General features: G+C 68.5%; 23 protein-coding genes. 16 read left to right on the top strand and 7 right to left on the bottom strand.

The window, feature by feature from the left end:
• Nucleotides 1-12 precede the first annotated feature (12 nt).
• The 6 genes from ACFOY2_RS36405 to ACFOY2_RS36380 all read left to right on the top strand — a co-directional run bounded on the left by ACFOY2_RS36405 (nt 13) and on the right by ACFOY2_RS36380 (nt 6,333).
• Entirely contained in the window at nt 13-1,146 is a 1,134-nt protein-coding gene (locus ACFOY2_RS36405; protein WP_379532660.1) for a C45 family autoproteolytic acyltransferase/hydolase, read from the top strand.
• Nucleotides 1,143-2,750: an ABC transporter substrate-binding protein gene (locus ACFOY2_RS36400; RefSeq protein WP_379532659.1), complete on the top strand. Its 1,608-nt coding sequence runs from the start codon at nt 1,143-1,145 to the stop codon at nt 2,748-2,750. Before ACFOY2_RS36405 ends, ACFOY2_RS36400 begins: the two co-directional genes overlap by 4 nt.
• A 3-nt stretch (nt 2,751-2,753) precedes the next feature.
• Nucleotides 2,754-3,668: an ABC transporter permease gene (locus ACFOY2_RS36395; protein ID WP_379532658.1), complete on the top strand. Its 915-nt coding sequence runs from the start codon at nt 2,754-2,756 to the stop codon at nt 3,666-3,668.
• Nucleotides 3,669-3,788: 120 nt separating this feature from the next.
• Nucleotides 3,789-4,628, top strand: coding sequence for an ABC transporter permease (locus ACFOY2_RS36390; protein WP_379532657.1), 840 nt, complete (start codon nt 3,789-3,791; stop codon nt 4,626-4,628).
• On the top strand, nt 4,628-5,569 hold the full coding sequence (locus ACFOY2_RS36385; RefSeq protein ID WP_379532656.1) for an ABC transporter ATP-binding protein: 942 nt from the start codon (nt 4,628-4,630) through the stop codon (nt 5,567-5,569). The genes ACFOY2_RS36390 and ACFOY2_RS36385 overlap by 1 nt, the downstream gene beginning before the upstream one ends.
• Entirely contained in the window at nt 5,569-6,333 is a 765-nt protein-coding gene (locus tag ACFOY2_RS36380) for an ABC transporter ATP-binding protein (RefSeq protein WP_379532655.1), read from the top strand. The genes ACFOY2_RS36385 and ACFOY2_RS36380 overlap by 1 nt, the downstream gene beginning before the upstream one ends.
• Before the next feature lie 114 nt (nt 6,334-6,447).
• Here the strand turns inward: ACFOY2_RS36380 and ACFOY2_RS36375 are convergent, their stop codons facing one another.
• On the bottom strand, nt 6,448-7,254 hold the full coding sequence (locus ACFOY2_RS36375; protein WP_379532654.1) for an NmrA family NAD(P)-binding protein: 807 nt from the start codon (nt 7,252-7,254) through the stop codon (nt 6,448-6,450).
• Nucleotides 7,255-7,328: 74 nt separating this feature from the next.
• On the opposite strand from ACFOY2_RS36375, the gene ACFOY2_RS36370 reads away from it, so the two are divergent.
• Genes ACFOY2_RS36370 through ACFOY2_RS36360 form a run of 3 tightly spaced genes read left to right on the top strand, consistent with a single transcriptional unit; the run spans nt 7,329 to nt 9,003 of the window.
• Nucleotides 7,329-8,252 carry an AraC family transcriptional regulator gene (locus ACFOY2_RS36370; protein ID WP_379532653.1) on the top strand — a complete coding sequence of 308 codons (924 nt, stop codon included), beginning with the start codon at nt 7,329-7,331 and terminating at the stop codon, nt 8,250-8,252.
• A complete protein-coding gene (locus ACFOY2_RS36365) occupies nt 8,249-8,755 on the top strand; it encodes an HAD domain-containing protein (protein ID WP_379532652.1) in 507 nt (168 codons plus the stop codon). The genes ACFOY2_RS36370 and ACFOY2_RS36365 overlap by 4 nt, the downstream gene beginning before the upstream one ends.
• A 59-nt stretch (nt 8,756-8,814) precedes the next feature.
• Nucleotides 8,815-9,003 (top strand): PspC domain-containing protein, encoded by a 189-nt coding sequence (locus ACFOY2_RS36360; RefSeq protein WP_379532651.1) that lies wholly within the window; start codon nt 8,815-8,817, stop codon nt 9,001-9,003.
• A gap of 425 nt (nt 9,004-9,428) precedes the next feature.
• Here ACFOY2_RS36360 and ACFOY2_RS36355 read toward each other — a convergent pair whose 3' ends face one another.
• The 3 genes from ACFOY2_RS36355 to dnaE all read right to left on the bottom strand — a co-directional run bounded on the left by ACFOY2_RS36355 (nt 9,429) and on the right by dnaE (nt 14,444).
• Complete coding sequence (locus tag ACFOY2_RS36355; protein ID WP_379532650.1) at nt 9,429-10,415, bottom strand: hypothetical protein; 987 nt, start codon at nt 10,413-10,415, stop codon at nt 9,429-9,431.
• Between the two features lie 275 nt (nt 10,416-10,690).
• Nucleotides 10,691-10,927 (bottom strand): DUF6300 family protein, encoded by a 237-nt coding sequence (locus ACFOY2_RS36350; protein WP_379532726.1) that lies wholly within the window; start codon nt 10,925-10,927, stop codon nt 10,691-10,693.
• Nucleotides 10,887-14,444 carry a DNA polymerase III subunit alpha gene (gene dnaE / locus ACFOY2_RS36345; RefSeq protein WP_379532649.1) on the bottom strand — a complete coding sequence of 1,186 codons (3,558 nt, stop codon included), beginning with the start codon at nt 14,442-14,444 and terminating at the stop codon, nt 10,887-10,889. The genes ACFOY2_RS36350 and dnaE overlap by 41 nt, the downstream gene beginning before the upstream one ends.
• Before the next feature lie 222 nt (nt 14,445-14,666).
• On the opposite strand from dnaE, the gene lipB reads away from it, so the two are divergent.
• Entirely contained in the window at nt 14,667-15,305 is a 639-nt protein-coding gene (lipB, locus tag ACFOY2_RS36340; RefSeq protein ID WP_379532648.1) for a lipoyl(octanoyl) transferase LipB, read from the top strand.
• 9 nt (nt 15,306-15,314) lie between these two features.
• Here the strand turns inward: lipB and ACFOY2_RS36335 are convergent, their stop codons facing one another.
• Both ACFOY2_RS36335 and ACFOY2_RS36330 read right to left on the bottom strand, forming a co-directional pair.
• On the bottom strand, nt 15,315-16,844 hold the full coding sequence (locus ACFOY2_RS36335; RefSeq protein ID WP_379532647.1) for an amino acid permease: 1,530 nt from the start codon (nt 16,842-16,844) through the stop codon (nt 15,315-15,317).
• Between the two features lie 154 nt (nt 16,845-16,998).
• Nucleotides 16,999-17,547 (bottom strand): type 1 glutamine amidotransferase domain-containing protein, encoded by a 549-nt coding sequence (locus tag ACFOY2_RS36330; RefSeq protein ID WP_379532646.1) that lies wholly within the window; start codon nt 17,545-17,547, stop codon nt 16,999-17,001.
• A 115-nt stretch (nt 17,548-17,662) separates the two neighbouring features.
• On the opposite strand from ACFOY2_RS36330, the gene ACFOY2_RS36325 reads away from it, so the two are divergent.
• Entirely contained in the window at nt 17,663-17,926 is a 264-nt protein-coding gene (locus tag ACFOY2_RS36325; RefSeq protein WP_379532645.1) for a heavy-metal-associated domain-containing protein, read from the top strand.
• Between the two features lie 16 nt (nt 17,927-17,942).
• Here ACFOY2_RS36325 and ACFOY2_RS36320 read toward each other — a convergent pair whose 3' ends face one another.
• Nucleotides 17,943-18,296 (bottom strand): ribosomal maturation YjgA family protein, encoded by a 354-nt coding sequence (locus ACFOY2_RS36320; RefSeq protein ID WP_379532644.1) that lies wholly within the window; start codon nt 18,294-18,296, stop codon nt 17,943-17,945.
• Between the two features lie 147 nt (nt 18,297-18,443).
• Between ACFOY2_RS36320 and ACFOY2_RS36315 the strand changes: the two genes are divergently transcribed.
• Genes ACFOY2_RS36315 through ACFOY2_RS36295 form a run of 5 tightly spaced genes read left to right on the top strand, consistent with a single transcriptional unit; the run spans nt 18,444 to nt 24,154 of the window.
• Entirely contained in the window at nt 18,444-20,258 is a 1,815-nt protein-coding gene (locus tag ACFOY2_RS36315) for an ABC transporter substrate-binding protein (RefSeq protein ID WP_379532643.1), read from the top strand.
• Nucleotides 20,255-21,307 (top strand): ABC transporter permease, encoded by a 1,053-nt coding sequence (locus ACFOY2_RS36310; protein ID WP_379532642.1) that lies wholly within the window; start codon nt 20,255-20,257, stop codon nt 21,305-21,307. Before ACFOY2_RS36315 ends, ACFOY2_RS36310 begins: the two co-directional genes overlap by 4 nt.
• The gene (locus ACFOY2_RS36305; protein WP_379532641.1) at nt 21,304-22,185 is read left to right on the top strand and encodes an ABC transporter permease; all 882 of its coding nucleotides are present in this window, start codon (nt 21,304-21,306) and stop codon (nt 22,183-22,185) included. The genes ACFOY2_RS36310 and ACFOY2_RS36305 overlap by 4 nt, the downstream gene beginning before the upstream one ends.
• Nucleotides 22,182-23,156, top strand: coding sequence for an ABC transporter ATP-binding protein (locus ACFOY2_RS36300; RefSeq protein WP_379532640.1), 975 nt, complete (start codon nt 22,182-22,184; stop codon nt 23,154-23,156). The genes ACFOY2_RS36305 and ACFOY2_RS36300 overlap by 4 nt, the downstream gene beginning before the upstream one ends.
• Nucleotides 23,153-24,154, top strand: coding sequence for an ABC transporter ATP-binding protein (locus tag ACFOY2_RS36295; RefSeq protein WP_379532639.1), 1,002 nt, complete (start codon nt 23,153-23,155; stop codon nt 24,152-24,154). Before ACFOY2_RS36300 ends, ACFOY2_RS36295 begins: the two co-directional genes overlap by 4 nt.
• Nucleotides 24,155-24,157 lie beyond the last annotated feature (3 nt).

Raw genomic sequence — 24,157 nt, 5'->3', positions numbered from 1 at the left:
CAAGGAGCACCATTGAGCCTCACCTCCCTGCCTCTCGTCGAGATCTCCGGCGCTGCGCGCGAGCGCGGGCGGCAGTACGGCGAGCAGGCGCGCGAGCGCGTGCGGCGCGCGCTGGCCTACTACGCCGAGGCGTTCACCCACTCCAGCGGCCTGTCGTGGCCGCAGGTGGCCGAGCGCGCGGCGGGCTGGGTGGAGCCGAGCAGGGCGTTCGCCCCCGACCTGGTCGAGGAGATGGAGGGGCTGGCCGAGGGCGCGGGCGTCGACTTCCTCGACGTCCTCGCGCTCAACGCCCGCGGCGAGATCATCTACGACACGACGTTCAGCTCGATGGAGCCCGACGGGTGCACGTCGTTCGCGCTGATGAGCGAGGCGTCCGGCGACGGCCACGTCTACGCGGGCCAGAACTGGGACTGGCGCGCCGGTGTCGCCGACACGCTGATGGTGCTCAGGGTGGTCCAGCCGGGCAAACCCACCGTGATCATGCATGTGGAGGCGGGCCAGGTCGGGCGGCAGGGGGCCAACTCGGCGGGCATCGCCCTCAACGCCAACGGGCTCGGCGGGCGCTTCGACGACGCGGTCGGCGTCCCCCAGACGCTGATCAGGCGCAAGGTGCTCGACAGCGGCGACCTCGGCACCGCGCTGGAGGCCCTGACCAAGTCGAAGGCCCACATCGCCAGCAACGCGCTGGTCACCCACCGCGACGGGTTCGCGATCGACCTGGAGACCACGCCCGGCGCGATCGGGTGGATGTACCCGACCGACGGGCTGCTCGTCCACGGCAACCACTACCAGGCGTTCATGCCGCCCCAACTGGCCGACTCCTACCGGCCGACCTCGACCGACTCGCTGTTCCGGGTGCCCAGGGCCGAGGGCGGGCTGCGGGCCGTCAGCGCCGCCTCGGGCACCGCCGAGGCCCGCAAGCGCATCAAGCTCGCCATGTCCGACCACCTCGGCTACCCCGAGTCCCTCTGCACCCATCCCGACGAGACCCAGCCCCCCGTCAAACGGTGGGCGACCCTGCTGTCGAGCTGCGTCGACCTCACCACGGGCGACTACCTGATCACGGCCGGCACGCCATGCGACCACGAGTACGAGCGCGTGCCATGGAACCTGTACGACGGACCGCATGGAGACGTGACCCCGTGAAGAAGCCACTCGCCCTCGCCGGGCTGATCTGTCTCACCACAGCGTGCGGCGGGCCCGCGGCCACCACCAAAGCACCAGACCCCGCCAAGCTCACGCTGGTCGAACGCACGGCCAAGGCGACGGGTCCGCTCGAGCGCGCCGTCTGGCTGCTGGACGAGGAGCCCGGCACCCTCGACCTCGACGCCGACGGCGGCACCCCCAACCGCACGATCATGTCGAACGTCTGCGAGCGTCTCATGCAGACCCAGCCCGACATGACCGTCAAACCGTGGCTGGCCGAGAAGGCCGAGCAGCCCGACCCCAAGACCATGGTGCTCACCCTGCGCCAGGACGCCACCTTCCACGACGGCTCGCCGGTCACGGCCGACGACGTGGTCTGGAGCCTGGAGCGGCACGCGGGCAAGGGCATGGACGAGTCCGACGAGTTCGAGGACGTCGAATCCGTCCGCAAGAGCGGCGAGCACGAGGTCACGATCGCCTTCAAGCGGCCCAACGCGCTGTTCGAGCAGGCCATCGCCGGCGGCGCGGGCATCGTGCTCAACAGGAAGGTCGTCGAGAAGCTCGGCAAGGAGTACGGCACCCCGGGCCACGAGGATGCCTGCAGCGGGCCGTACCGGCTGAAGGAGTGGAAGTCCGGCAGCACGCTCACGATCGAGCGCTACGACCAATATTGGAACACGTCCGTCAAGCCGCTCACCAAGAGCATCACCTTCCAGTGGGCCGAAGAGACCGCGCTGGTCAACGGCCTGGTCACGGGGGCGGCGCAGGGCGCGTACCTGTCCGACACGGGGCCTGCGGTCGCGCTGCAGGCCAACCCGGCGGTCAGCGTCGCCTACGGGGCGACCACGCGCGTGTACGTGCTGCTGCCGACCTCGCGCGGCGTCATGAAGGACGCCAGGATCCGGCGGGCGCTGTCGCTGGCCGTCGACCGGGCGGGCATCGCCAAATCCGCCTTCTCGGGGCTGGCCAGGCCGTGGAAGATCCCGGTCGGCGCAGGGGCGTGGTCCTATGAGAAACAGGTGTTCCAGGCGGCCTACGACCAGCTCCAGGGCTCGCCGGAGTCGCCGGCGGTCGAGGAGGCCAAGAAGCTCGTCCAGGAGGCCGGCTCGCCCAAGGAAGCGATCGTCGTGGCGACCGACGGCTCGCAGGCGCGCACGGTCATCGCCAACGCCGTCGTCGACGCGGCCAAGAAGATCGGCCTGACGGCAGAGATCAAGACCGTCCCGTCGAGCGAGTTCGGCAGCTTCTACACCGACGAGTCGCTCAGGGCGCAGGTCGACCTCGTCCCCGACGACTGGTACATCACCAAGTCCGACCCCATCGGCTTCTACGACAACGGCCTGACCGGGTCGGCCAACAACTGGGTCGGCTTCAGCTCGCCCGGCTACGACAAGCTCGTGGCCGGCGCGCTGGAGAGCACCGACGCCGCCGCCCGCGCCAAGGACGTCATCGAGCTGCAGCGCCGCTTCACCGCCGACATGGTGTGGATCTCGCTGGTCGAGGTCCCCAACGCGCTCGTGCTCGGCGGCAAGGTGACCGGGCCGCCCGCCTCCCAGGTCCACATGGGCTACCCATGGGCGGCCGATCTCGGGGCCAAGGGCTGAGCCGTGGTCCGCAAGCTGGCAGGGCTGGTCGCCACGCTGCTCGCCACCTCGTTCGTGATCTTCGGGGCGTCCTACGCGGCGCCTGGCGATCCGGTGACGTTCCTGGCGGGCGGCAAGGAGAATCTGACGCCCGAATACCTGGCCGCCATCCGCGCCCAGTACCACCTCGACGACCCGTTCCTGGTGCAGTACCTCCGCTGGCTCGGCGACGCGGTGACCGGCGACCTCGGGCGGTCGCTGCAGTACAACGACCAGGTCGGCGACCTGCTGCTGGCCCGGCTGCCGAGCACGCTCGGCCTGGTGGCCTACGCGTCGGTGCTGTTCGTGGTGTTCGGGATCGCGCTGGGGGTACTGGCGGCCGTGCGCGGCGGCCGTACGGACTCGGCGGTGGTGGCGGGCACGACGTTCGCCACCTCGGTGCCGTCGTTCGTGATCGCCACGGCGCTGATCTCGCTGTTCGGCGTGCAGCTCGGCTGGTTTCCCGTCATGGGCGGCGGGTCGTTGTGGCACCTGACGCTGCCCGCCGTGACGCTGGCGCTCGGCGCGCTGGCCATCATCAGCCGGGTCACCCGGCAGTCCATGGTCGAGCAGCGCGAACTCGACCACGTGACCGTGGCCCGCGCCTCCGGGCTGAGCGAGCGGCTCATCGTCGCCCGCCACGTCTTCCGCGGCGCGCTCGGGCCGATCGTGACCATGTGCGGGCTGGTCACGGCCGGCATGCTCGCCGGCACGGTCACCATCGAGACCGCGTTCGGCCTCAGCGGCGTGGGCTCGCTGCTCGTCCAGGCGATCAACACCCACGACTTCCCCGTGACGCAGGCGGTGCTGCTGCTCATGGTCACCGCCTACATCGCCGTGACCACGCTCGTCGACCTGCTGCAGCCGCTGATCGACCCCAGAGTGAGGAGGCGGGCATGACCGAGCTTGTCGAGGTCATCAGTGAGCAGGGAAACACGGGCCCGACGAAGGAGGGTTCGTGACCGAGCTTGTCGAGGTCATCAGTGAGCAGGGAAACACGGGCCCGACGAAGGAGGGTTCGTGACTGCGGTCGCGACCCTGCCGCCGCGGGCGGCGAGTCCGCTCGGCTACCGGCTGGCCATGGTCTTCCTCGGGCTGGTCGTGGCGGCGGCCGTGCTCGCGCCGCTCGTGGCCCCGTACCCGCCCGACGCGGTCGACTTCGCCGCCACGCTGGCCCCGATGTCGCCCGAGCACCCGCTCGGCGCCGACCAGTCCGGACGTGACCTGCTCTCCAGGGTCCTGTACGGCGCCCGCACGTCCCTGATCGGCCCCCTGGTGCTGCTGGCCATCGCCTCGCTCCTCGGCGTCGCCCTCGGCACGCTGGCCGCCTGGCACGGCGGCTGGATCGACGCCGTCGTCTCCAGGGTGACCGACGTCATGTACGCCTTTCCCGGGCTGCTGTTCGTGGTGCTGATCGTGGCCGTGTTCGGCAACGGGATGACCACGGCGGTCGTCGCGCTCGCCCTGGCCTACACGCCGACGATCGCCAAGTACACCCGCAGCGTCGCGCTCGCCGAATGCGGCAAACCGTACATCGATGCCTATCGCGTGCAGGGCATGGGCGGCCTGACGATCTGCGTGCGGCACCTGGTGCCCAACATGGCGCGCTCGATCGTCGGCTACCTGGTCGTGCTGTTCGGCGAGGGGCTGATGAGCCTGGCCACACTGAGCTTCCTCGGGTTCGGGGCGCAGCCGCCGTCCTCCGACTGGGGGCTCATGGTCAAGGAGGGGCAGCCGGCGATCGTGCAGGGGGCGTTCCTGCCGGTGCTGGTGCCGGGCGCGGCCATCGCGCTCGTGGTCGTGTCGTTCAACGTGATCGGCGTACGCCTGGCCGACCGCATGGGCGTGAGGGGGTCGTGATGCTGCTCACGGTCGAAGGGCTGACGATCGAGGCGGGCGGCCGGCGGCCGATCCTGCGCGAGGTGTCGCTCACCGTCGGCAAGGGCGAGATCGTGGGCCTGGTCGGCGAGTCCGGCTCGGGCAAGTCCACGATCGCCAGGTCGGTGCTGCGCCTGCTGCCCGAGGGCGCGCGGGTGTCGGGCCGGGTGGCGGTCTCCGGCCACGACGTGCTCACGATGAGCCCCGCCTCGCTGCGAGACCTGCGCGCCGCACAGGTGTCGATGATCTACCAGGACCCGCGCTCGTCGCTCAACCCGGTCCGCAGGATCGGCGACTTCCTGACCGAGCGCATGGTGCACACGCTGGGCCGGCCCAAGGCCGAGGCCCGCGCGCGGGCGCTGGAGCTCCTGGCCGCCGTCGGCATCGACGACCCCGAACTGCGCCTGCGGCAGTACCCGCACGAGCTGTCGGGCGGCATGCTGCAGCGCGTGGTCATCGCCGCCGCGCTGGCCGCCGACCCCGCGCTCCTGCTGGCCGATGAGGCGACGAGCGCGCTCGACGTCACCACCCAGGCCGAGACACTGGCCCTGCTGCGGCGGGTGCAGGCCGAGCGGGAGCTGGGCATGCTGTTCATCACCCACGACCTGCAGCTCGCTGCGGCCTTCTGCGACCGGGTGCACGTGCTGTACGCGGGGACCGTGGTGGAGTCGCGGCCGGCCAAGGAACTGTTCGACGATCCGCGCCATCCGTACACCGCGGGCCTGCTGGCCTGCACGCCCGAGCTGGGCGATCCCCGCCCGATCCAGCCCATTCCCGGACGGCCGCCGTCGCTCGACGACACCTTCGCCGGGTGCCCGTTCGCGCCCCGCTGCCCGGCCGCCGACGAAGCCTGCGACACCTGGCAGCCGTCGCCCATGACCGTGCCGGGCGGGTCGGCCGCCTGCCGTCTGGTGGAGGTCTGATGCTCGCCGTACACGACCTGTGCAAGTCCTTCCACGGCGCCGTGGCCGCCGACCGGGTCTCCTTCGAACTGCCCGAGGGCGGCTCGCTCGGCCTGGTCGGAGAGTCGGGGTCGGGCAAGACCACGATCGCCCGCATGCTCGTCGGCCTCGTCACCCCCGACTCCGGCACGATCACCGTGGACGGGCGGGAACGCGTTCGCGCGCGCGGGCGGGCCGCCCGGCTGGGCAGGGCCCGCGAGATCCAGATGGTCTTCCAGGACCCGTACCTCTCGCTCGACCCCCGGCTCACCGCGGCCGAGTGCCTGCACACGGCGCTGAAGCTGCACGACAAGGACCCGGCGCTCGCCTCCGGCCTGCTCGACCAGGTCGGGCTCGGCACACGCGAGGCCGGCGCCCGCCCCCACCAGCTCAGCGGCGGCCAGCGCCAGCGGCTGGCCATCGCCCGAGCGCTGGCCGTGGAGCCGTCCGTGCTCGTGCTGGACGAGGCGGTGGCCGCCCTCGACGTCTCGATCCAGGCCCAGATCCTCGAACTGCTCGCCCGGGTGCGCCGTGAGTCGGGGGTGGCGCTGCTGTTCGTCAGCCACGACCTGGCCGTCGTGCGGCACCTGTGCGAACAGACGCTGGTGCTGCACCGGGGGGTGGTGGTGGAGCGGGGCGCGGTCGAGCGGGTGCTCGCGGAGCCGGAACACCCTTACACGCGGCTGCTGCTCGACTCGGTGCCACGGCCGGGCTGGGACCCGGCCAAGGCCGTCCGGGCTTCCTAGCCCGCACTCGGCGCGGGCCCGTTCGGTTTTCCCAGCCCGTACCTGGCGCGGGCCTGTTCGGGTTTCCTCGCCCCCCGCACCCGCGCGGGCCCGTTCGGGCTTCCCGTCCGCTTTCTAGTCCCACACCTGGGCGTTGGCTTGGGCGAAGGCGGTGAAGTCTCTGGCGGGGCGGCCCAGCGCCTGCCGTACGCCGTCGGCCACCTGGGCGTTGCGGCCGTCGAGGATGTCGGTGAACAGCCTGGCCAGGCCCTCGGCCGCCTCTTGGGGCACGCCGTGGGCGACGGCCCCCGCCACGTACGCCTCGGACGTGACGCGGACGAATGCGATCTCCCGCCCGGTCGCCTTCGACAACTCCGCGGCCACCTCCGCGAAGGTCAGCAGACGGGGCCCGGTCAGCTCGTACAGCGTGTCCCCGTGACCCTCCTGACTGAGCGCGGCGGCGGCCACGTCGGCGATGTCGTCCACGTCCACGAACGGCTCGGGCACGTCGGCCGCCGGCAGGGCGATGACGCCCTCGCGTACCTGCTCGAACAGGAAGTCCTCGCTGAAGTTCTGCATGAACCAGCTACAGCGCACGATCGTCCACAGCGCACCCGACTCTTGGACGATACGCTCGCTCGCCTGCGCCTCCGGCTCGCCCCGGCCCGACAGCAGCACCAGCCGCCGCACGCCGTTCCTGACGGCCAGGTCCGTGAACGCCTTGATGTTCTCGCCCGCGCCGGGGAAGGCCAGGTCGGGGTAGTAGGAAAGGTAGGCGGCGGTGACGCCGTCGAGGGCGGGCTCCCAGGTGGCGCGGTCGTACCAGTCGAAGGCCGGTACGGCCGAGCGGGAGCCGATCCGTACGGGCAGGTTGAGCGCGGTGAGCCGGTCAGCCACGCGACGGCCGGTCTTGCCCGTGCCGCCCAGCACCAAAATCGTCATATCTCTAGTAAGGCGCTATACCCATAAGACTCTCCATGGTTGAGAAGCGCAATCCCATATGCGATCGTCTAGCCATGGACCAGCTAGCGGCGCTTCTGGACGGCCCGCGAGCCCGTGGCGCCTTCCTGCTCCGCTCGATCCTCGATCCGCCCTGGTCGCTGCGTATCCAGGATGAGGCCCCGCTGTCGGTGATCGCGCAGGTGGCGGGGGAGTCGTGGATCGTGCTCGACGGGGACCGTGACCCCGTACGCCTTTCGCCCGGCCAGGTGGCCATCAGCCGGGGGCCGCAGCCGTACACGGTGGCCGACGACCCCGCCACCACGCCGCAGATCGTCATCCACCCCGGCCAGCGCTGCGTCACGATCGACGGCGAGTCCCTCTACGAGACCATGGACCTGGGCATACGGACCTGGGGCAACAGCCTCGGCGGCGGGACCGTGCTGCTCACCGGCACGTACAACCTGGAGGGCGAGGTCAGCAGGCGGCTGCTGGAAGCGCTGCCCCCACTGATCGTGCAGCCGGGCGGGCCGCTCATCGAACTGCTGAGCGCCGAGATCGTCAAGGACGAGCCGGGGCAGGAGGCCGTCCTCGACCGGCTGCTCGACCTGCTGCTCATCGCCGTGCTGCGCTCGCACTTCGCCACATACGAGGCGCCCGCCTGGTATCGCGCCATGGGCGACCCGGTGGTCGGCAAAGCCATGCGGATGCTGCACAACAACCCCGCCCATCCGTGGACCGTCGCCTCGCTCGCCGCCCAGGTCGGGGTCTCGCGCGCGTCGCTGGCCAGGCGGTTCACCGAACTGGTCGGGGAGCCGCCGATGGCGTTCCTCACCGACTGGCGCCTGGCCCTCGCCGCCGACCTGCTGCGCGAGCCCGACGCCACGATCGGGTCGGTGGCGGCCAAGGTCGGGTACGGCAGCCCGTTCGCGCTCAGCGCGGCCTTCAAGCGGGTACGGGGGGTCAGCCCGCAGGCGTACCGGGCCGGAGTGAGCGAGTGAAACCCCTGCTGCTGCTCGACGTGGACGGTGTGCTCAACCCCATGGGACGCCCCACGCCGGGCTTCCGGCGCTACAACTGCACGATCGGCGCCGTCGTCTACACCGTCCACCTCAACCCCCGGCACGGCCGCCGACTGCTCGACCTCGCCATTTCGACCGGTTCCGAGCTGGTATGGGCGACCACCTGGGAACACCACGCCAACGAATGGATCGCTCCCAGAATCGGCCTCCCGCCGCTGCCCGTCATCCCGCTGAGCCCGGACCCGCCGAGCGAGTTCGGCGAAATGTTCAAAACCCCGCACGTGGCGGCCTTCGCGGGACGACGGCCGTTCGTCTGGTTCGACGACCAGGTGTGGGCCGAGGACGAGGAATACCTCAGGGTCCATCAGGGTCTGACCGACTTCCTGCTCATCCACGTCGACCCCGCACGGGGACTGACCAGCCGACATCTGGGCATGGCCCATGAGTGGCTGACCCTTACAGGGTTTTCTCAGGGTCCCTGACGGGAGTCCTGCGGCCTGACCATTCGTTTCACAGGAGGTCGTCACAGACGGAGGAGATCATGTACCGCTCACGAGAGCACAGAATTCTGGCCGGGGTCTGCGGCGGGCTGGCCGACAAGATGGGCCTGCCCCCCACCCTCGTCCGGATTCTCTGGCTGCTGCTGTCGCTCATCCCCGGACCGCTGTGGGTCGTCTACGTCGCCATGTGGATCCTCATCCCGGAGCAGCCCAAGGGCTACCACGCCTGACCGGCGGCCCCTCGGGATCACCCTCCCGTTGCCGGGTGGGCCGCTGACGCCCGCCCCGGCACAAAGGTCTTCACAGGGGGCGCTGCGCGCCACGGAGCTCAGGCAGCTCTGCTTCAGGTGCCTTCAGCGCACCCCCCGCGCCTTACGGCGCCCGTGGTGGCCCACCCGTTGCCTGGTTACCGGGTGGGCCGCCGACACCCACCCGACTGGTTGAGACGAGGTCTTTCAATCCCGCTTGGGTAATCCTCCTGGATGTCCCCGCAGGAGAAGGAAATACTGAGGTCATGGACGTCTGGCAGGGTGTCTTTGCCGCCCGGCCCTGGCCTTGAATTCGGGTTTTGGATCTTTGACGATGAGAGCAGCGTGGGGCGGTCTCCCTGTGTCCCGCCGAATGCGCCCCACAATGGCTGCGAGCGAGTTGGGGGTCAGCCGAAGAGTTCCTCGGCAGTGGTGACCTTCAGGGATCGGAGGAGCCATTGGTCAAGGAGGGCGGGGTCCGTGCAGTTCTGGATCCGCTCTCGCACTGACTCCGAGACAGGAACGCCCCGTTCCTCAAGGATCTTCAGCACGGACCTCGCCTCGCCGAGAGCCTTGCCGAGGGCCTTGCCGCGCGCCTCACCGAGGGCCTCGCCGAGAGCCTTACCGAGAGCCTTGCCGCGCGCCTCACCGAGGGCCTCACCGAGGGCCTTGCCGCGGGCCTCGCCAATGGCCTCACCTTCGGCTCGGAGGATTTCCGCGAACTCGGACTTGTATCGATAGTTCTGCATGGTCATCAGGCCCCTCCAGATCTGTCGGGCTTTGGTGTCTCCGAGACCTATTTCCACTTGTTCGGCCATGTACCTCGCGCTGTTGGTGTCGACCGTGGTCAGCGCGACATCCAGGGCTTCCAGTATCGCAGCGACCTCACTGGATCGCGCATGCGTGAGCGCCGAGAACATGGTGAGCACCACGTCCGTGGACGCCTCCGCCAGGTCGGTGATCTTGGGTACGTTGTCGGGGCCGAGCACGATGGGGTGCACGGTCAGGGAGGGATGGCCGGGCAGGCCGATCGCTTTCGGTCGGCGGGCCCACTTGGCTGTGGACTCTTTCTGAGAGATCACCAGAAGCGTCGCCGGACAGTCGAACTTGATGCGCGCATAACTGATGTAGTACGCCCACGAAGCAGGTTTGTCGTTGTCCGGTTCGGATTGCGATTCACTGATGATTACGTGCTTGGCGCCCCCTCGGGACGTGAACATCATCACCGTGTCGGCGCGACGCTCAATCGGCACTATTTCCGTCATGTCGGTATCGATGACGGCGACCTCGCGCGCGGCCGGGAACTCGATGTTGAGCATCTTGAAAGCGCGAGAGTACAGCTCCGGATTGTCGCGGAAAATGCGATGGAGCGCCTCGTGCTGGGAGGTGACCATGCACAGAAGGTTACCATGCTATGACTCTGTGTATGCGTACTCTTGGTCGAATTCCCCGACAGGATGGCGATGAGGAGGCCGAGCCGCGCCGGCCAGTAGGCCCCTCGTTCGGTCAGGGGCTTGTTGTAGGGGCGGGAACGACGGTCAAGGGTGAAGAGCAGTTCCAGCGGGAACCGTCTTTGTCGACGCGCACCGTCCGGCCTATGAAATGCTCGGAAAGCTTGAAGACCGGCCCCCGCCGCAGTGATCGGCGGGGGCGGTCCCTTATTGCGCGGCTACAGTTCGCCGCGCCGCCACAGCTCGATCTCTTCTTGGAGCTGGACTTCATCCAGCGGTGGCACCAACACGCTGGTCGCCCATTCCACGAGCAACTGCACGAACTCCGTGGCCCCGTCGCCGGCTTGGCCGTTGACCTGGAACCACGTGATCAGGGCCGCTGCGTGCGAGGCGTGCGCGTCGCACGTTTCCGGCTCACAGCGAGATCGATTCCGGTCCGAGCAGCGCCTTGATATCGGCGGCGAAGCTCGGCGCGGCGTTGACCGGCCACTCCGGCAGCGCCATCACCATGGTCTTGCCTGCCCGCCTCATCACGTTGACGTGCAGCGGCACCTGCCCCTGGTGTGTCTTCAGGACCTGCCGCAGCTCTTCCAGCAGGTCCGGGGTGATGCGGTCCTCCCGCAGGAGCAGGGTGATCGGGGCGCCGGATTCGCTGTTCACGCCGGAGACGTCGATGAGGGCCATCTCCTGGGCGAAGACCGAGATGGCGCCGTCTCGGTTGTTGATCTGGCCCGCGACCGACACCACGATGTCCGGCCGCAGTTCCGGCCCGTACAGCTCGTAGTTGCGGGGGAAGAACAGACATTCGACGGCCGCGTCCATGTCCTCGACCGTGAGGATGGCCCACGTGTTGCCCGCCTTGTTCACCCGCCGGTCCACCTTGGTGACCAGGCCGGACACCCGCACGTCGCCGCGGTCGTCACGGCCGCTGTCCAGCAGGTCGGCGATCGTGGTGTCCCGGTTCCTGGCCAGCAGCCGCTCGGTGCCGGCCAGCGGGTGGTCCGACACGTACAGGCCGAGCATCTCCCGCTCGAAGTCGAGCTTGGTCTTCTTGTCCCATTCCCCGTCGGGGATGGCGATCGTGAACGCGGCGCCGTCGTCGCCGTCGTCGGCGAGGCCGCCGAACAGGGAGTCCTGGCCGTGCGCCTCGTTCTTCTTGATGTCGATGACGGACTCGACGGCCTGCTCGTGGATCATGAGCAGGCCCTTGCGGGGATGTTCGAGGGAGTCGAACGCGCCCGCCTTGATCAACGACTCGATGACCCGCTTGTTGCAGGCGGTCAAGGGCACCTTGCCGAGGAAGTCGTTGAAGTCGTTGAAGCGATCCTTCTCGGCGCGGGCCTTCACGATGCCGTCGACGACGTTCTCGCCGACGTTGCGGACCGCGCCCATGCCGAACCGTACCTGGGTGTCTCCGACGGCGACGAAGTCGAGCTGGGAGTCGTTGACGTCGGGCGGAAGGACCTGGATGCCCATCTTGCGGCATTCGGCGAGGTAGACGGCTGCCTTGTCCTTGTCGTCGCCCACGGAGGTGAGCAGGGCGGCCATGTACTCGGCGGGGTAGTTGGCCTTCAGGTATGCGGTCCAGTAGGCGACGAGTCCGTATCCGGCGGTGTGGGACTTGTTGAACGCGTACCCGGAGAAGGGCAGCATGACGTCCCACAGCGCCTTGATCGACTCGTCGCTGTAGCCGTTGCCGCGCATGCCGGCCTGGAAGTTGGCGAACTCCGCGTCCAGGATCTCCTTCTTCTTCTTGCCCATCGCGCGGCGCAGCAGGTCGGCGCCGCCGAGGGTGTAGCCGGCCAGCTCACGGGCGACGGCCATGATCTGCTCTTGGTAGACGAGCAGGTGGAAGGTCGGGCCGAGAATCGGTTCGAGCGCTTCCTTGAGCTCCGGGTGAATGGGCTCGATGTCCTGGCGGGCGTTCTTACGGTGGGCGTAGTTGGTGTGGGCGTTGGCCGCCATCGGGCCCGGCCGGTACAGGGCGAGCACGGCGGCGATGTCCTCGAACCGGGTCGGCTCCATCAGCTTCAGCAGCGATCGCATGGGGCCGCCGTCGAGCTGGAAGACGCCGAGCGTGTCGCCGCGGGCCAGAAGCTGGTAGGTCTTGGTGTCGTCGAGCGGCATCGTCAGGGTGTCGAGTTCGATGCCCCGGTTCTGCTTGATGATCTTGATGGCGTGGTCGATGATGCCCAGGTTTCTCAGGCCCAGGAAGTCCATCTTGACCAGGCCCATGTCCTCACAGGACGGGTAGTCGAACCCGGTGATGACGACGCCGTCTTTGTCCCGCATGTGCATGGGGATGAGTTGAAGCAGCGGAGTCGAGGACAGGATGACGGCGGCCGCGTGCACGCCGGTGCCGCGGATCAGTCCTTCGATGCCTCTGCCGGTGTCGATGACCTTCTTGACGTCGGGGTCGTTCTCGTACAGGGAGCGGAGCTCGGTGCCCTCGTTGTAGCGGGCGTGGTCCTCGTTGAAGATGTCCGAGAGGGGGACGCCCTTGCCCATGACGTCCGGCGGCATCGCCTTGGTGATCTTGTCGCCCATCGCGAACGGGTAGCCGAGGATCCGGCTCGCGTCCTTGACGGCAGCCTTGGCCTTGATCGTGCCGAACGTGTTGACCTGCGCGGTGTACTCGCTGCCGTACTTCTGGGTGACGTAGTTCACCATGCGGTCGCGCTGGCGGTCGTCGAAGTCGAGGTCGACGTCAGGCGGGTTGATCCGCTCGGGGTTGAGGAAGCGCTCGAACAGCAGGCCGTGCTCCAGCGGGTCGAGCTCGGTGATGCGGGTGGCGTAAGCCACGATCGAGCCGGTGGCCGATCCTCGGCCGGGCCCGACCGCGATGCCGTTGTCGCGCGCGTACTTGCAGATGTCGGCGACGACGAGGAAGTAGGAGGAGAACCCCATCGGGCCGATGACCTTCATCTCGGTCTCGTACCGCTCCGTCACCTCGGCCGGGACGGGGTCGCCGTACCGCATGACCAGGCCGACTTCCACCTCCTTGCGCAGCCAGGACTCCTGCGTTTCGCCTTCGGGCACGTCCGGGTAATCGGGCATCCGGTCCACTTGGGCGAACACGTCGCCGTAGTCGCCGACCATCTCCGCCACGAGCAGGGTGTTGTCGCACGCCTCGGGCAGTTCGGGGAACAGGGCGTACATGTCGTCGGCCGACTTGAGGTAGTAGCCGGAGCCGTTGAACCGGAATCGGTTGGGGTCGTCCTTGTTCTTGCCCACGCCGACGCACAGGAGGCTGTCGTGCGCGTCGGCCTGGTCCTCGGTCACGTAGTGGGAGTCGTTGGTGGCCAGCAGGGGGATGTTGAGCTGTTTGGCCAGCTTGAGCAGATCGGCACGGACCTCTCGTTCGATGTCGATGCCGTGGTCCATCAGCTCAAGGAAGTAGTTCTCCTTACCGAAGATCTCCTGATACTCACCGGCGACGCGCACCGCTTCGTCGTACTGGCCCAGCCGGATCCGGGTCTGCACGGCGCCGGAGGGGCAACCGGTGGTGGCGATGATGCCGCTCGCGTACTGGGAGATCACTTCCTGGTCCATGCGGGGCTTGCCGTAGTAGCCCTCGAAGCTCGCAAGGGACGACAGGCGGAACAGATTGCGCAGGCCGTCCGCGTCCTTGGCCCACATGGTCATGTGGGTGTACCGGCCGCCGCCGGAGACATCCTTGCCGCCCTCGCCGTCCGCCACGCCGGTTTCGGCCCGTTGCCCCCAGAAGACGGGCTTCTTGAACTGCCGCGCGGCCGGGGCCACATACGCTTCGATGCCGATGATCGGCTTGACCGGGCTACCCCCGGCGACCTTCTGGAACTCGTAGGCGCCGAACATGTTGCCGTGGTCGGACATCGCGATCGCCGGCATGCCCAGCCGTTCGGCTTCCTTGAACAGCGGCTTCATCTTGGCCGCCCCGTCCAGCATGCTGTACTCCGTATGAACATGCAGGTGCACGAACGACTTGCTCACCCAATCCCCCAACGTCCCGGCAGCCCGACTCCTCGTCTGAGCCTATTCCTTCTCGTGAGGCGGATGGGGCGATGCCATACAAGGGCGAACAGGTTGTTGCCACCCTGTTGCCCACGCTCTGTGTACGGCCCGATGTGACCGATGTGACCAGGTGGAAGCCGGGGGTGAATGTGTGTTCGGGCTGGGTGCGCCGGTGTTCGGGAGGCGTCCTATCCTCGAAGCATGAGGGCAAGGCCGCTGACGCTCATCCAGGATGAGCTTGTCGAGTACGACCAGGCGATGGAGCGCATGACCGAGCTCGTCGGCCGGCGCCAACGGGAGGAGCGGCCGGACACGCTCTGGCTGTTGAGCCATCCGTCCGTCTACACGATCGGCCGGCGTACGCCGATGGGCCATCTGCCCGATCCGGGGCGCGGCATTCCGGTGGTCGAGACCGGGAGGGGCGGGCAGCTCACCTATCACGGGCCCGGTCAGCTCGTCGGCTACCTGATCGTCAAGCTGGGCGAGGACGAAGGCATCGTCGACTACGTGCGTGAGGTGGAGCTGCGGCTGGCCGAGGCGCTGGGCAAGCTGGGGTTGCCCGCCGAGCGCCGGGACACGCCTCCGGGGTCGGAACTGCTGACCGGCGTCTGGACCGTCGAGACCGGGCGGAAGGTCATCTCGATCGGGATGCGGCAGAGCCGGGGGGTGACCAGCCATGGGTTCGCGCTCAACGTGGACGGCGACCTGGAGCCGTGGCACTGGGCGATCGCGTGTGGAATGCCGGATGTGGACATGACCTCGCTCAAGCGCGAGCTGGGCTCGACGTCGATGAACGAGGTCCGTACGGCCGTGGCCACCGCTTTCGAGGCGACCACTTAAAGGCGGGCGTCAGGAGGTTGGGACCTCGTCGACGGTACGGCGGGGGCCGGTGAACCAGTGCTTGGCCGACAACGTCCACCACAGCGCGATCCCGATCAGCACGACCCCGACCGCGATGGGGGCGTAGTTGACCGACGTCCAGGTGAAGTCCGGATTGCCGGGCACTCCGGCCGGTGAGAACGGCATGATGAAGTAGATCGACACGATCACGATCTCGACGCACGCGATCCAGCACAGCGCCTTGTACTTCTTGCCGAGCGTCCACGGCCCCGGTTTGAACGCCTCGCCCATGCGGAGCCGGAGCCAGATCGGGATGAGGAAGGCCAGGTAGAGGCCGATGACCGCGATCGAGACGACGGCGTAGAAGGCGACAGGGGTGGTCAGGCCCGCGGGGGCGTAGAGGGCGGGCAGGGTGATCAGCGCGGCCACGAGGCAGCCGGCGAGGATGGCGTTGACGGGGGTGCGGTTGCGGTCGACCCTGGACCAGAGCCGCCATCCCGGCACGGCGCCGTCGCGCGAGAACGCGTACGTCATCCGCGACATCGACGTCACGCAGCTCATCCCGCAGAAGAACTGGCCGATCGTGGAGATCGCGAAGATCGCCGTGGCCAGCGGGGACGAGAGCGCGGTTTCGAAGATGGCCCCGACGAACCCACCCTGTTCGTTGATCGCGTCGACGTTCGTGGCGGCGAACAGGAACGACAGGAGCAGGATCCAGCCGCCGATCGCCGAATAGAAGATCGACTGCCACAGTCCGCGGGCGGCGCTCTTGGCCGCGCCCTGGGTCTCCTCCGACACGTGGGCGCAGGCGTCGAAGCCGGTGATCGTGTACTGGGTGAGCAGGAAGCCGAGCGGCAGCACGTACAGCCAGAAGGGCACTCCTTCCGCGCCGCTGCCGAAGCCGGAGTTGTTGTTGGTGCCGCCGAAGACGAAGCCGAGGGACTGGTGCTCGCTCGGCGCGAAGATCAGGATGCCGACGACGATCGCGGCGCCCGCGACGTGCCACCAGACCGAGACGTTCTGCAGCAGGGCGATCAGCTTGTGGCTGTAGATGTTGATCAGGGCGTGCAGCGCCAGGATGATCACGAACAGCAGGAACGCCTGGGGGAGCGTGCCCTCCCATGCGCCGCCGGTCAGCCGGTTGAGGGTGATGTTGAGGAACGTCGCGCAGCCGTAGTCGACCGACGCGGTGACGGCGATGAGGCCGATCAGGTTGAGCCAGCCGGTGAACCAGCCGTGGATCGGCTTGCCCAGCGTGGCGGCCCACCAGTAGATGCCGCCGGCCGTCGGGTACGCCGAGACCAGCTCCGACATGCAGAAGCCGATGATCAGGATGAACACCGAGATCAGCGGCCAGCCCCATGAGATGGCGATGGGGCCGCCGTTGTTCCATGCCTGTCCGAAGGTCGTGAAGCAGCCGGCGAGGATGGAGATGATCGAGAAAGAGATGGCGAAGTTGGAGAAACCGCTCCAGGTGCGGGCCAGCTCCTGCTTGTAGCCGAGCTCGGCGAGTCGCCTGGAATCCTCTTCGATACTCACTGAGGTCTCCCTGGGGGCGCGGAGGACGCTCTATTTGGTCTAGGTCTAGACCATTTCTTCCCAGGGAACAAGAGGGTGGCGGTGGTCGCCTGAGGGGATTGACGGGTTCACGGCGGACCCCGGGCCCGCCGTGAACCGTGCTGCCCGTGTGTCGTCACTGGGCGCCGAAGGCGTCCGTGGCCGCCTGGCAGAACGCCTTGAGATCGTCCGGCTTGCGACTGCTGACCAGTGTGTTCGGCCCTGAGGTGCAGACCACGACCTCCTGGTTCACCCAGCTCGCGCCCGCGTTGCGCAGGTCGGTCCGCAGGCTGGGCCAGGACGTGATCGTCCGGCCGTGCACCACGTCCGCCTCGACCAGCGTCCAGGGCGCGTGGCAGATGGCCGCCACCGGCTTGCCGGAGTCGAAGAAGGCCCTGGTGAACCGGACGGCGGCGGGCACCATGCGCAGATAGTCGGGATTGGCGACACCGCCGGGGAGTACGAGACCGTCGAAGGAGGCCGGGTCGACGTGGTCCACCGTCTCGTCGACGGCGAACCTGTCGGCCTTGTCCAGGTGGTGGAACGCCTGGATCTGGCCCGGCGCGGTCGAGATCAGCACGGGTGTCCCGCCTGCCTGCTTGACCGCCTTCCAGGGCTCCGTGAGCTCCACCTGCTCCACTCCCTCAGGAGCGACCAGGAACGCGATCGTCTTTCCGTTCAACATGAGAACTCCTTTGGGCTGCCTGTTTACAGGCCCCCTTTCCGGGCGGTTTCGAAGTATGCATCTTTACCCCTAGGGGGTATAGTGGCCTGATCGGAATCCGAGAGTGAGGAGTGTCATGACTGTCGCGACGTACCAGGTTGAGGGCATGACCTGCGGCCACTGTGTCAGCTCCGTGACCGAGGAGGTCGGCAAGATCGGCGGGGTGAGCGGGGTCGAGGTGGATCTGGCGTCCGGTGCGGTGACCGTGACGAGCGCGGAGCCGCTCGATCGCACGCTGGTGGACGCGGCCGTGGTGGAGGCCGGTTACGAGCTGGCCGGGACGGTTGAGCTGCTCCCGCAGGCCGGCGGCTCCTGCTGCGGCTCCGGCGGCTGCCACTGACCGGCGGGGGTGGCGTTCAGGGGGTGGGGTGACGCTTGAGCCAGAGCGTGTGCGCGGCCCACGCGCACCCCGCCCCCACGACGTACCAGAGCAGATCGGGCACGTTGAACGTGCTCCCCAGCACCGGCCGCAACACCTCGGGAATCTCCCAGAGTTGCGCGAACTCGACGACCCAGCTCACCCCGGCCGCCACCGAAGCCGCTACGATCGGCCGGATCCGGGGTAGGGCCACCACCACGAGCGTGTAGATCAGCACGGTGTAGAGGGCGTCGCCCGCGTACTTCGGCACCGGCCCGTCCCACAAGCCCCGGACGGTGAGACCCATCGCGACGGTCAGGGCCGCGGCCAGGATGACCGGTATGCGGGACATCTGATCACGTTATGCCAAGAGTGCTGAAAATTTACACCACCGAAGGAAACGATGATGAAACAATTTTCCGCCCCTCGTTGACACACGGTCCCCGTATGGTGTGCCTTTCTCTACACAGGAAAACCCCCGCCTGAAGGTGAGGCACACATGAGGAAATGGTTCGCGCGCCTGGCTGCGCTGGGCGTCGCGGTATTAATAGCAGGTCAGGGCACCACGGCTGCCCTTGCCCAGGATCCTGCGGCGGGGAAGAAGATCTTTCGGGTCGGCGCCACCCAGTCCATGGACTCGATGAACCCGTTCCTCGCGGTCCGCCTGGTCTCCACGGCGATCCTGCGCTGGACGTACGGCTACCTGACCGTGTCCGACCCCAAGACGCTCCAGCCCAGCCCCGACCTGGCCGAGTCGTGGACCACGTCGGAGGACGGGCTCACCTGGACGTTCAAGATCCGCACCGCCAAGTGGTCCGACGGCCAGCCGATCACGGCCGAGGACGCCGCCTGGACCTTCAACAAGATGATGACCGACGAGGCCGCCAAGACGGCCAACGGTCCGGCGGTGGAGAACTTCGAGACCGTCACGGCCAACGGCCAGGAGCTGACCATCAAGCTCAAGTCGCCGCAGGCGTCCATGCTGGAGAACCCGGTCCCGATCGTGCCCAAGCACGTCTGGGAATCGGTCACCGACATGGCCAACTACGACGCCGAGAAGTACCCGGCGGTGAGCAGCGGCCCGTACATCCCGATCGAGCACAAGAAGGATCAGTACGTCAAGCTGAAGGCCAACCCGGACTACTGGCGCGGCAAGCCCAAGGTCGACGAGCTGCAGGTCATCTTCTACGACAACCCGCAGGCCGCCGTCGCGGGCCTGAAGGCCGGTGACATCGACCTGCTCGGCCGGATGAACCCGCCGGAGTTCGAGGCCATCCAGAACGACCCGAGCATCGAGGCGTGGAACGTCCAGGGCCGCCGCGCGGCGTACCTGCAGATCAACCACGGCGCGACCACCACGGACGACAAGCCCGTCGGCGACGGCCACCCGGCGCTGAAGGACGTCAAGGTCCGCCAGGCGCTGCACTACGCGATCGACAAGCAGAAGCTGGCCGCCGAGGTCCAGAACGGCCTGGCCAAGCCCGCCGACGGCTCGATCGTGCCGCCGATGTACAAGGAGTTCTTCTGGGAGGCCACGGGCGACACCAAGGTCGGCTTCGACCCCGCCAAGGCCAACCAGATCCTCGACGAGGCCGGCTACAAGAAGGGCTCCGACGGCATCCGCACGATGCCCGACGGCAAGCGCAAGCTTGAGTTCCGCTTCAGCATCCACACCGACACCCCGATCGAGGACAAGCTCGCCGAATACCTGACGGGCTTCTTCAAGGAGATCGGCATCACGCTGACCACCAACAAGCTCGACTCCAGCAAGTTCACGGAGGAGACGGGCGTCACGGGCCTGTTCGACATCGCCATCAGCGGCTGGTCGGTCAACCCCGACCCCGAGGAAATCATGCAGACGCACCTGTGCAGCCGCAGGCCGAACGCGGCCGGCGAAGGCGGCGGCACCGAGTCGTTCTACTGCGACGAGACCTTCGAGAAGCTCTACCAGGACCAGCTCAAGGAGCTCGACCGGCCCAAGCGCGTCGAGACCCTCAAGCAGATGCAGGAGCGCCTCTACACCGACGCCCCCGTCATCGCGATCTACTACCCCAACGACCTTGAGGGCTTCCGCAAGGACCGGGTCCTGAGCATCACCTCGATCCCCGAGGACAAGGGCCTGCTGTACGGCGGCAGCGGCTACTGGCCGTTCTACACCGTGGACGTCAAGGCCCCGGCCGCGAGCAACGCCGCCTCCGGCGGCGGGTCCAACACCGGCCTCATCGCCGGCATCGTGGGTGGAGTGGTGGTCATCGGACTGGCGGGCTTCCTGCTGAGCAGGCGGCGTAAGAGCGTCGCCGACGAGCGCGAATGACCACACCCCTAGAGGCAGCAGAGCCCGCCGTCCAGGCGGCGGGCCCTGGTGACGAGCGCCCCACCCACCGAGGCACGCTGCAGTACGCGCTGTCGAAGGCCGGTGGGGCGCTGTTCAGCATCGCCATGGTGATCGTCGGCACGTTCTTCGTCTTCCGGCTGCTGCCCGGCGACCCTGTGCGCAATCTCGCCCAGGGCCGCAACATGACCCCGGCCCAGCTCGACCTGGAACGCCGCCGGCTCGGCCTGGACAAGCCGCTGATCGACCAGTTCTTCGACTTCGTGGGCGACACGCTCAGGCTCGACCTCGGCACGTCCTACGAGTACAAAAGGCCCGTCCTCGACCTGATCGGTGAGCGGATCGGCCCGACGCTGCTGCTGGCGGGCACCGGGCTGGTCATCGCGGTCAGCTTGGGCATCTGGCAGGGGACACGGGCCGGCTGGCGGCACGGCAGCCGGTTCGACCGCTTCTCCACCGGCGCGTCGCTGGTGTTGTGGTCCGTGCCGACGTTCTGGCTCGGGCTGCTGCTGATGATGGTGTTCGGCGTCGGCATCGGGCCCATTCCCGGCATCTTCCCGTTCCGGGGCATCGAGAGCGTGGACGCGCCCGACGGGTTCGCGTACGTGCTCGACGTGGCCTCCCACATGGTGCTGCCGTGCCTGACCCTGGTGGCCGTGGTCTACGCGCAGTACCTGCTCGTCATGCGCTCGTCACTGCTGGAGGAGACCAGCCAGGACTACGTCACCGTGGCCCGCGCCAAGGGGCTGCGCGACGACGAGGTACGCCGCAGGCACGCGGTGCCCAACGCGCTGCTGCCCACCGTGACGCTGGTGTTCATGCGCATCGGGTTCGTGGTCGGCGGCGCGGTCACCGTGGAGACGATCTACACCTGGCCCGGTCTCGGGCAACTGTTCTACGAGGCGGTCAGAGTGCCTGACTTCACGCTTATGCAGGGCACGTTCCTGCTGATCACCGTGGCCGTGATCCTCATGAACACGCTGGCCGACGTGGTCTACCACATGCTCGACCCGAGGGTGAGGTCGGCATGACGAGCGTCGCCGCGGACCGCAGGAAGCTGGCGCTGAGCCGCTTCTGGGCCGAGTTCCGCCACCACCGCGCCGGAATGGCTGGAATGGTGGTCCTTCTCGTCGCCGTGCTGCTCGCCCTGGCCGCGCCGCTGTTCATCGGCGAGAACGTGACCAGCGTCATCGAGGGCGTCGGGCAGAGGTGGGCGCCGCCGAGCCTCGGCGAGCCGTTCGGCACCGATGAGTCGGGCCGTTCGATTCTGCTGATGGTGTGGTGGGGCTCGCGCACCTCGCTGCTCATCGGCTTCCTGGCCGCGCTGCTCAGCATCGTGATCGGCCTGGTGGTCGGCGTCGCCGCCGGGCACTTCCGCGGCTGGCTGGGCGGCGCCCTGATGCGGGTCACCGACTGGTTCCTGGTGCTCCCGTCGCTGGTCACGGCCCTGGTGCTGGCGGCCATCCTGGGCGGCAGCACCTTCACGATCATCATGGCGATCGGGATCACCACCTGGCCGTCGACCGCCCGGCTGATCAGGGCGCAGACGCTCGCCGTGGAATCCAGGCCCTACATCGAGCGGTCGAAGGCGCTGGGCGCCGGACACTGGCACGTCACCACCCGGCACGTGCTGCCCAACGTGGCGCCCCTGCTGCTGGCCAGCACCACGCTGGAGGTCGCCAGCGCGATCGTCACCGAGTCCACGCTCGCCTTCCTGGGCGCCAGCTCCAACAAGACCTCCTGGGGCACCATGCTGCGCGCCTCCTACGACTACGGCGCGGCCACGCAGGGCGCCTGGTGGTACATCCTCATCCCCGGCCTGGCCATCCTCGTCGTCGTCATGGCGTTCACCCTGGTCGGCAGGGCGCTGGAGACCGTGCTCAACCCGCGCCTGAGGAGGTCGGCGTGAGCCTTCTTGAACTCGACGACGTGTCGGTGACGTACCGGATCGCCTCGGGTGAGGTGCCCGCGGTGCGCGGTGTGTCGCTGACCCTCGACTCCGGAGCGGCACTCGGAGTCGCCGGCGAGTCGGGATCCGGCAAGTCGACCTTGGCCATGGCGCTGCTCCGGCTCCTGCCCCGGGACGCGCGCGTCGGCGGCCGGATCCTGCTCGACGGCGAGGACGTGCTCACCATGAAGTGGGGCCGCATGCGGGCCGTGCGGTGGGCCGAGGCCTCGATCGTCTTCCAGGGCGCCCAGCACGGGCTCAACCCGGTGCGCAGGATCGGCGACCAGATCGCCGAGCCGCTGCTCGTCCACGGCCTGGCCAAGCAGGAGGCCGCCCGCAAGCGCGTGGCCGAGCTGCTCGAACAGGTCGGCCTGCCCGCCTGGCGGGCCCGCAGCTACCCGCACGAGTTGTCGGGCGGCCAGCGGCAGCGCGTGATGATCGCGATGGCGCTGGCGTGCTCTCCCCGGCTGATCATCGCCGACGAGCCGACCACGGCGCTCGACGTGATGGTCCAGGCGCAGGTGCTGTCCCTGATCAAGAAGCTGGTGGCCGAGCACGGGATCTCACTGATCATGATCTCGCACGACCTGTCGGTGCTGGCCGACGTCTGCGACCAGCTCGCCGTCATGTACGCGGGCCGCGTCGTCGAGCACGGCCCGTCGCGCGAGGTGTTCCACGACGCCAAGCACCCCTACAGCCGGGCGCTGGCAGCGGCGTTCCCGACGGTGGGCGACCCGGTCTCACGGCTGGCGCCGAAGGGCCTCGGAGGAGACCCGCCCGACCCGATGCAGCTCCCGGGCGGCTGCTCGTTCCACCCGCGATGCCCGGTCGCGCTGGAGGAGTGCGCGACCCTGGACGTGGACCTGTGGCCCGCCGGCGAACGCCGCAGCGCGGCCTGCGTGCACGTCAGGGAGAAGGAGGAGGCCTCATGACGGAGACGCGGACCAGCACCAAGACCGTCTCGACGACACGGCCGACCCTGCTGGAGGCGCGCGACCTGCACGTGGAGTTCTCCTCGCGCGGGCGCAGGGCCAGGGCCGTGGACGGTGTGAACCTGGCCATCGGCGAGGGCGAGATCGTGGCCCTGGTCGGCGAGTCGGGCTGCGGCAAGACCACCCTGGCCCGGACGCTGCTCGGCCTCGAACGCCCCACCTCCGGCGAGGTCCGCTACTCCGGTGACGCCCTGCACTACTCCGCCAAGGCGCTCAAGGCCTACCGCAGGCAGGTGCAGCTCGTCCTACAGGACCCCATGGGCTCGCTGAACCCCCGGCACACGGTGTACGAGGCCGTCGCCGAGGGCCCGCGCATCCACGGCCTGCCGGACGAACGCGAGATCGTGACCACGGCCCTGTCCAGGGCGGGGCTGCGTCCGCCCGACCGGTTCTTCCTGCGCTACCCGCACGAGTTGTCGGGCGGTCAGCGTCAGCGCGTGGTGATCGCCGGAGCGCTGGCGCTGAACCCGAAGGTGCTGGTCGCCGACGAGCCGGTGGCCTCGCTGGACGCCTCCGTACGCGGCGAGATCCTGGCCCTGCTGCTCAAGCTGCGCGAAGAGCTGGGCCTGTCGGCGCTGGTCGTCACCCACGACCTGGGCCTGGCCTGGAACATCGCCGACCGGGTGGCCGTGATGTACCTGGGCAGGATCGTCGAGTCGGGGCCCGTGGAGCAGGTGCTGACCGCGCCGCGGCACCCGTACACACAGGCTCTGATGTCGGTGCTGCCCGAGTCGCCTGAGCGGGTGGTGCTGACGGGCGAGCCGCCCGACCCGACCAGGATCCCCGGCGGTTGCCGCTTCCACGCCCGCTGCCAGGTGCTCGCCTCGGGCAAGGCGGCCGAGGCCGGGATCGACGCCAGGTGCAGGTCGGAGCTGCTCGACATCCTTCCCGCCGTCCCGGACGCCCAGGCCGCCTGCCATTTCGTCGGCAACCAGTAGACC

Origin of the sequence: Nonomuraea purpurea (genome assembly GCF_042650645.1) — a bacterium.
Taxonomy (GTDB): Bacteria; Actinomycetota; Actinomycetes; order Streptosporangiales; family Streptosporangiaceae; genus Nonomuraea; species Nonomuraea purpurea.
Note: the sequence above shows the minus strand (reverse complement) of the source record. Positions and strands in the feature narration are given on the sequence as shown.

What these genes read in the sequence shown, in the direction of transcription:
- lipB (WP_379532648.1), top strand. Translation starts at nt 14,667, where the DNA reads ATGAGGGCAAGGCCGCTGACGCTCATCCAGGATGAGCTTGTCGAGTAC.
- ACFOY2_RS36330 (WP_379532646.1), bottom strand. Translation starts at nt 17,547, where the DNA reads ATGTTGAACGGAAAGACGATCGCGTTCCTGGTCGCTCCTGAGGGAGTG.
- ACFOY2_RS36295 (WP_379532639.1), top strand. Translation starts at nt 23,153, where the DNA reads ATGACGGAGACGCGGACCAGCACCAAGACCGTCTCGACGACACGGCCG.
- ACFOY2_RS36355 (WP_379532650.1), bottom strand. Translation starts at nt 10,415, where the DNA reads ATGGTCACCTCCCAGCACGAGGCGCTCCATCGCATTTTCCGCGACAAT.
- ACFOY2_RS36310 (WP_379532642.1), top strand. Translation starts at nt 20,255, where the DNA reads ATGACCACACCCCTAGAGGCAGCAGAGCCCGCCGTCCAGGCGGCGGGC.
- ACFOY2_RS36375 (WP_379532654.1), bottom strand. Translation starts at nt 7,254, where the DNA reads ATGACGATTTTGGTGCTGGGCGGCACGGGCAAGACCGGCCGTCGCGTG.
- ACFOY2_RS36315 (WP_379532643.1), top strand. Translation starts at nt 18,444, where the DNA reads ATGAGGAAATGGTTCGCGCGCCTGGCTGCGCTGGGCGTCGCGGTATTA.
- ACFOY2_RS36305 (WP_379532641.1), top strand. Translation starts at nt 21,304, where the DNA reads ATGACGAGCGTCGCCGCGGACCGCAGGAAGCTGGCGCTGAGCCGCTTC.
- ACFOY2_RS36370 (WP_379532653.1), top strand. Translation starts at nt 7,329, where the DNA reads ATGGACCAGCTAGCGGCGCTTCTGGACGGCCCGCGAGCCCGTGGCGCC.
- ACFOY2_RS36360 (WP_379532651.1), top strand. Translation starts at nt 8,815, where the DNA reads ATGTACCGCTCACGAGAGCACAGAATTCTGGCCGGGGTCTGCGGCGGG.
- ACFOY2_RS36380 (WP_379532655.1), top strand. Translation starts at nt 5,569, where the DNA reads ATGCTCGCCGTACACGACCTGTGCAAGTCCTTCCACGGCGCCGTGGCC.
- ACFOY2_RS36320 (WP_379532644.1), bottom strand. Translation starts at nt 18,296, where the DNA reads ATGTCCCGCATACCGGTCATCCTGGCCGCGGCCCTGACCGTCGCGATG.
- ACFOY2_RS36385 (WP_379532656.1), top strand. Translation starts at nt 4,628, where the DNA reads ATGCTGCTCACGGTCGAAGGGCTGACGATCGAGGCGGGCGGCCGGCGG.
- ACFOY2_RS36325 (WP_379532645.1), top strand. Translation starts at nt 17,663, where the DNA reads ATGACTGTCGCGACGTACCAGGTTGAGGGCATGACCTGCGGCCACTGT.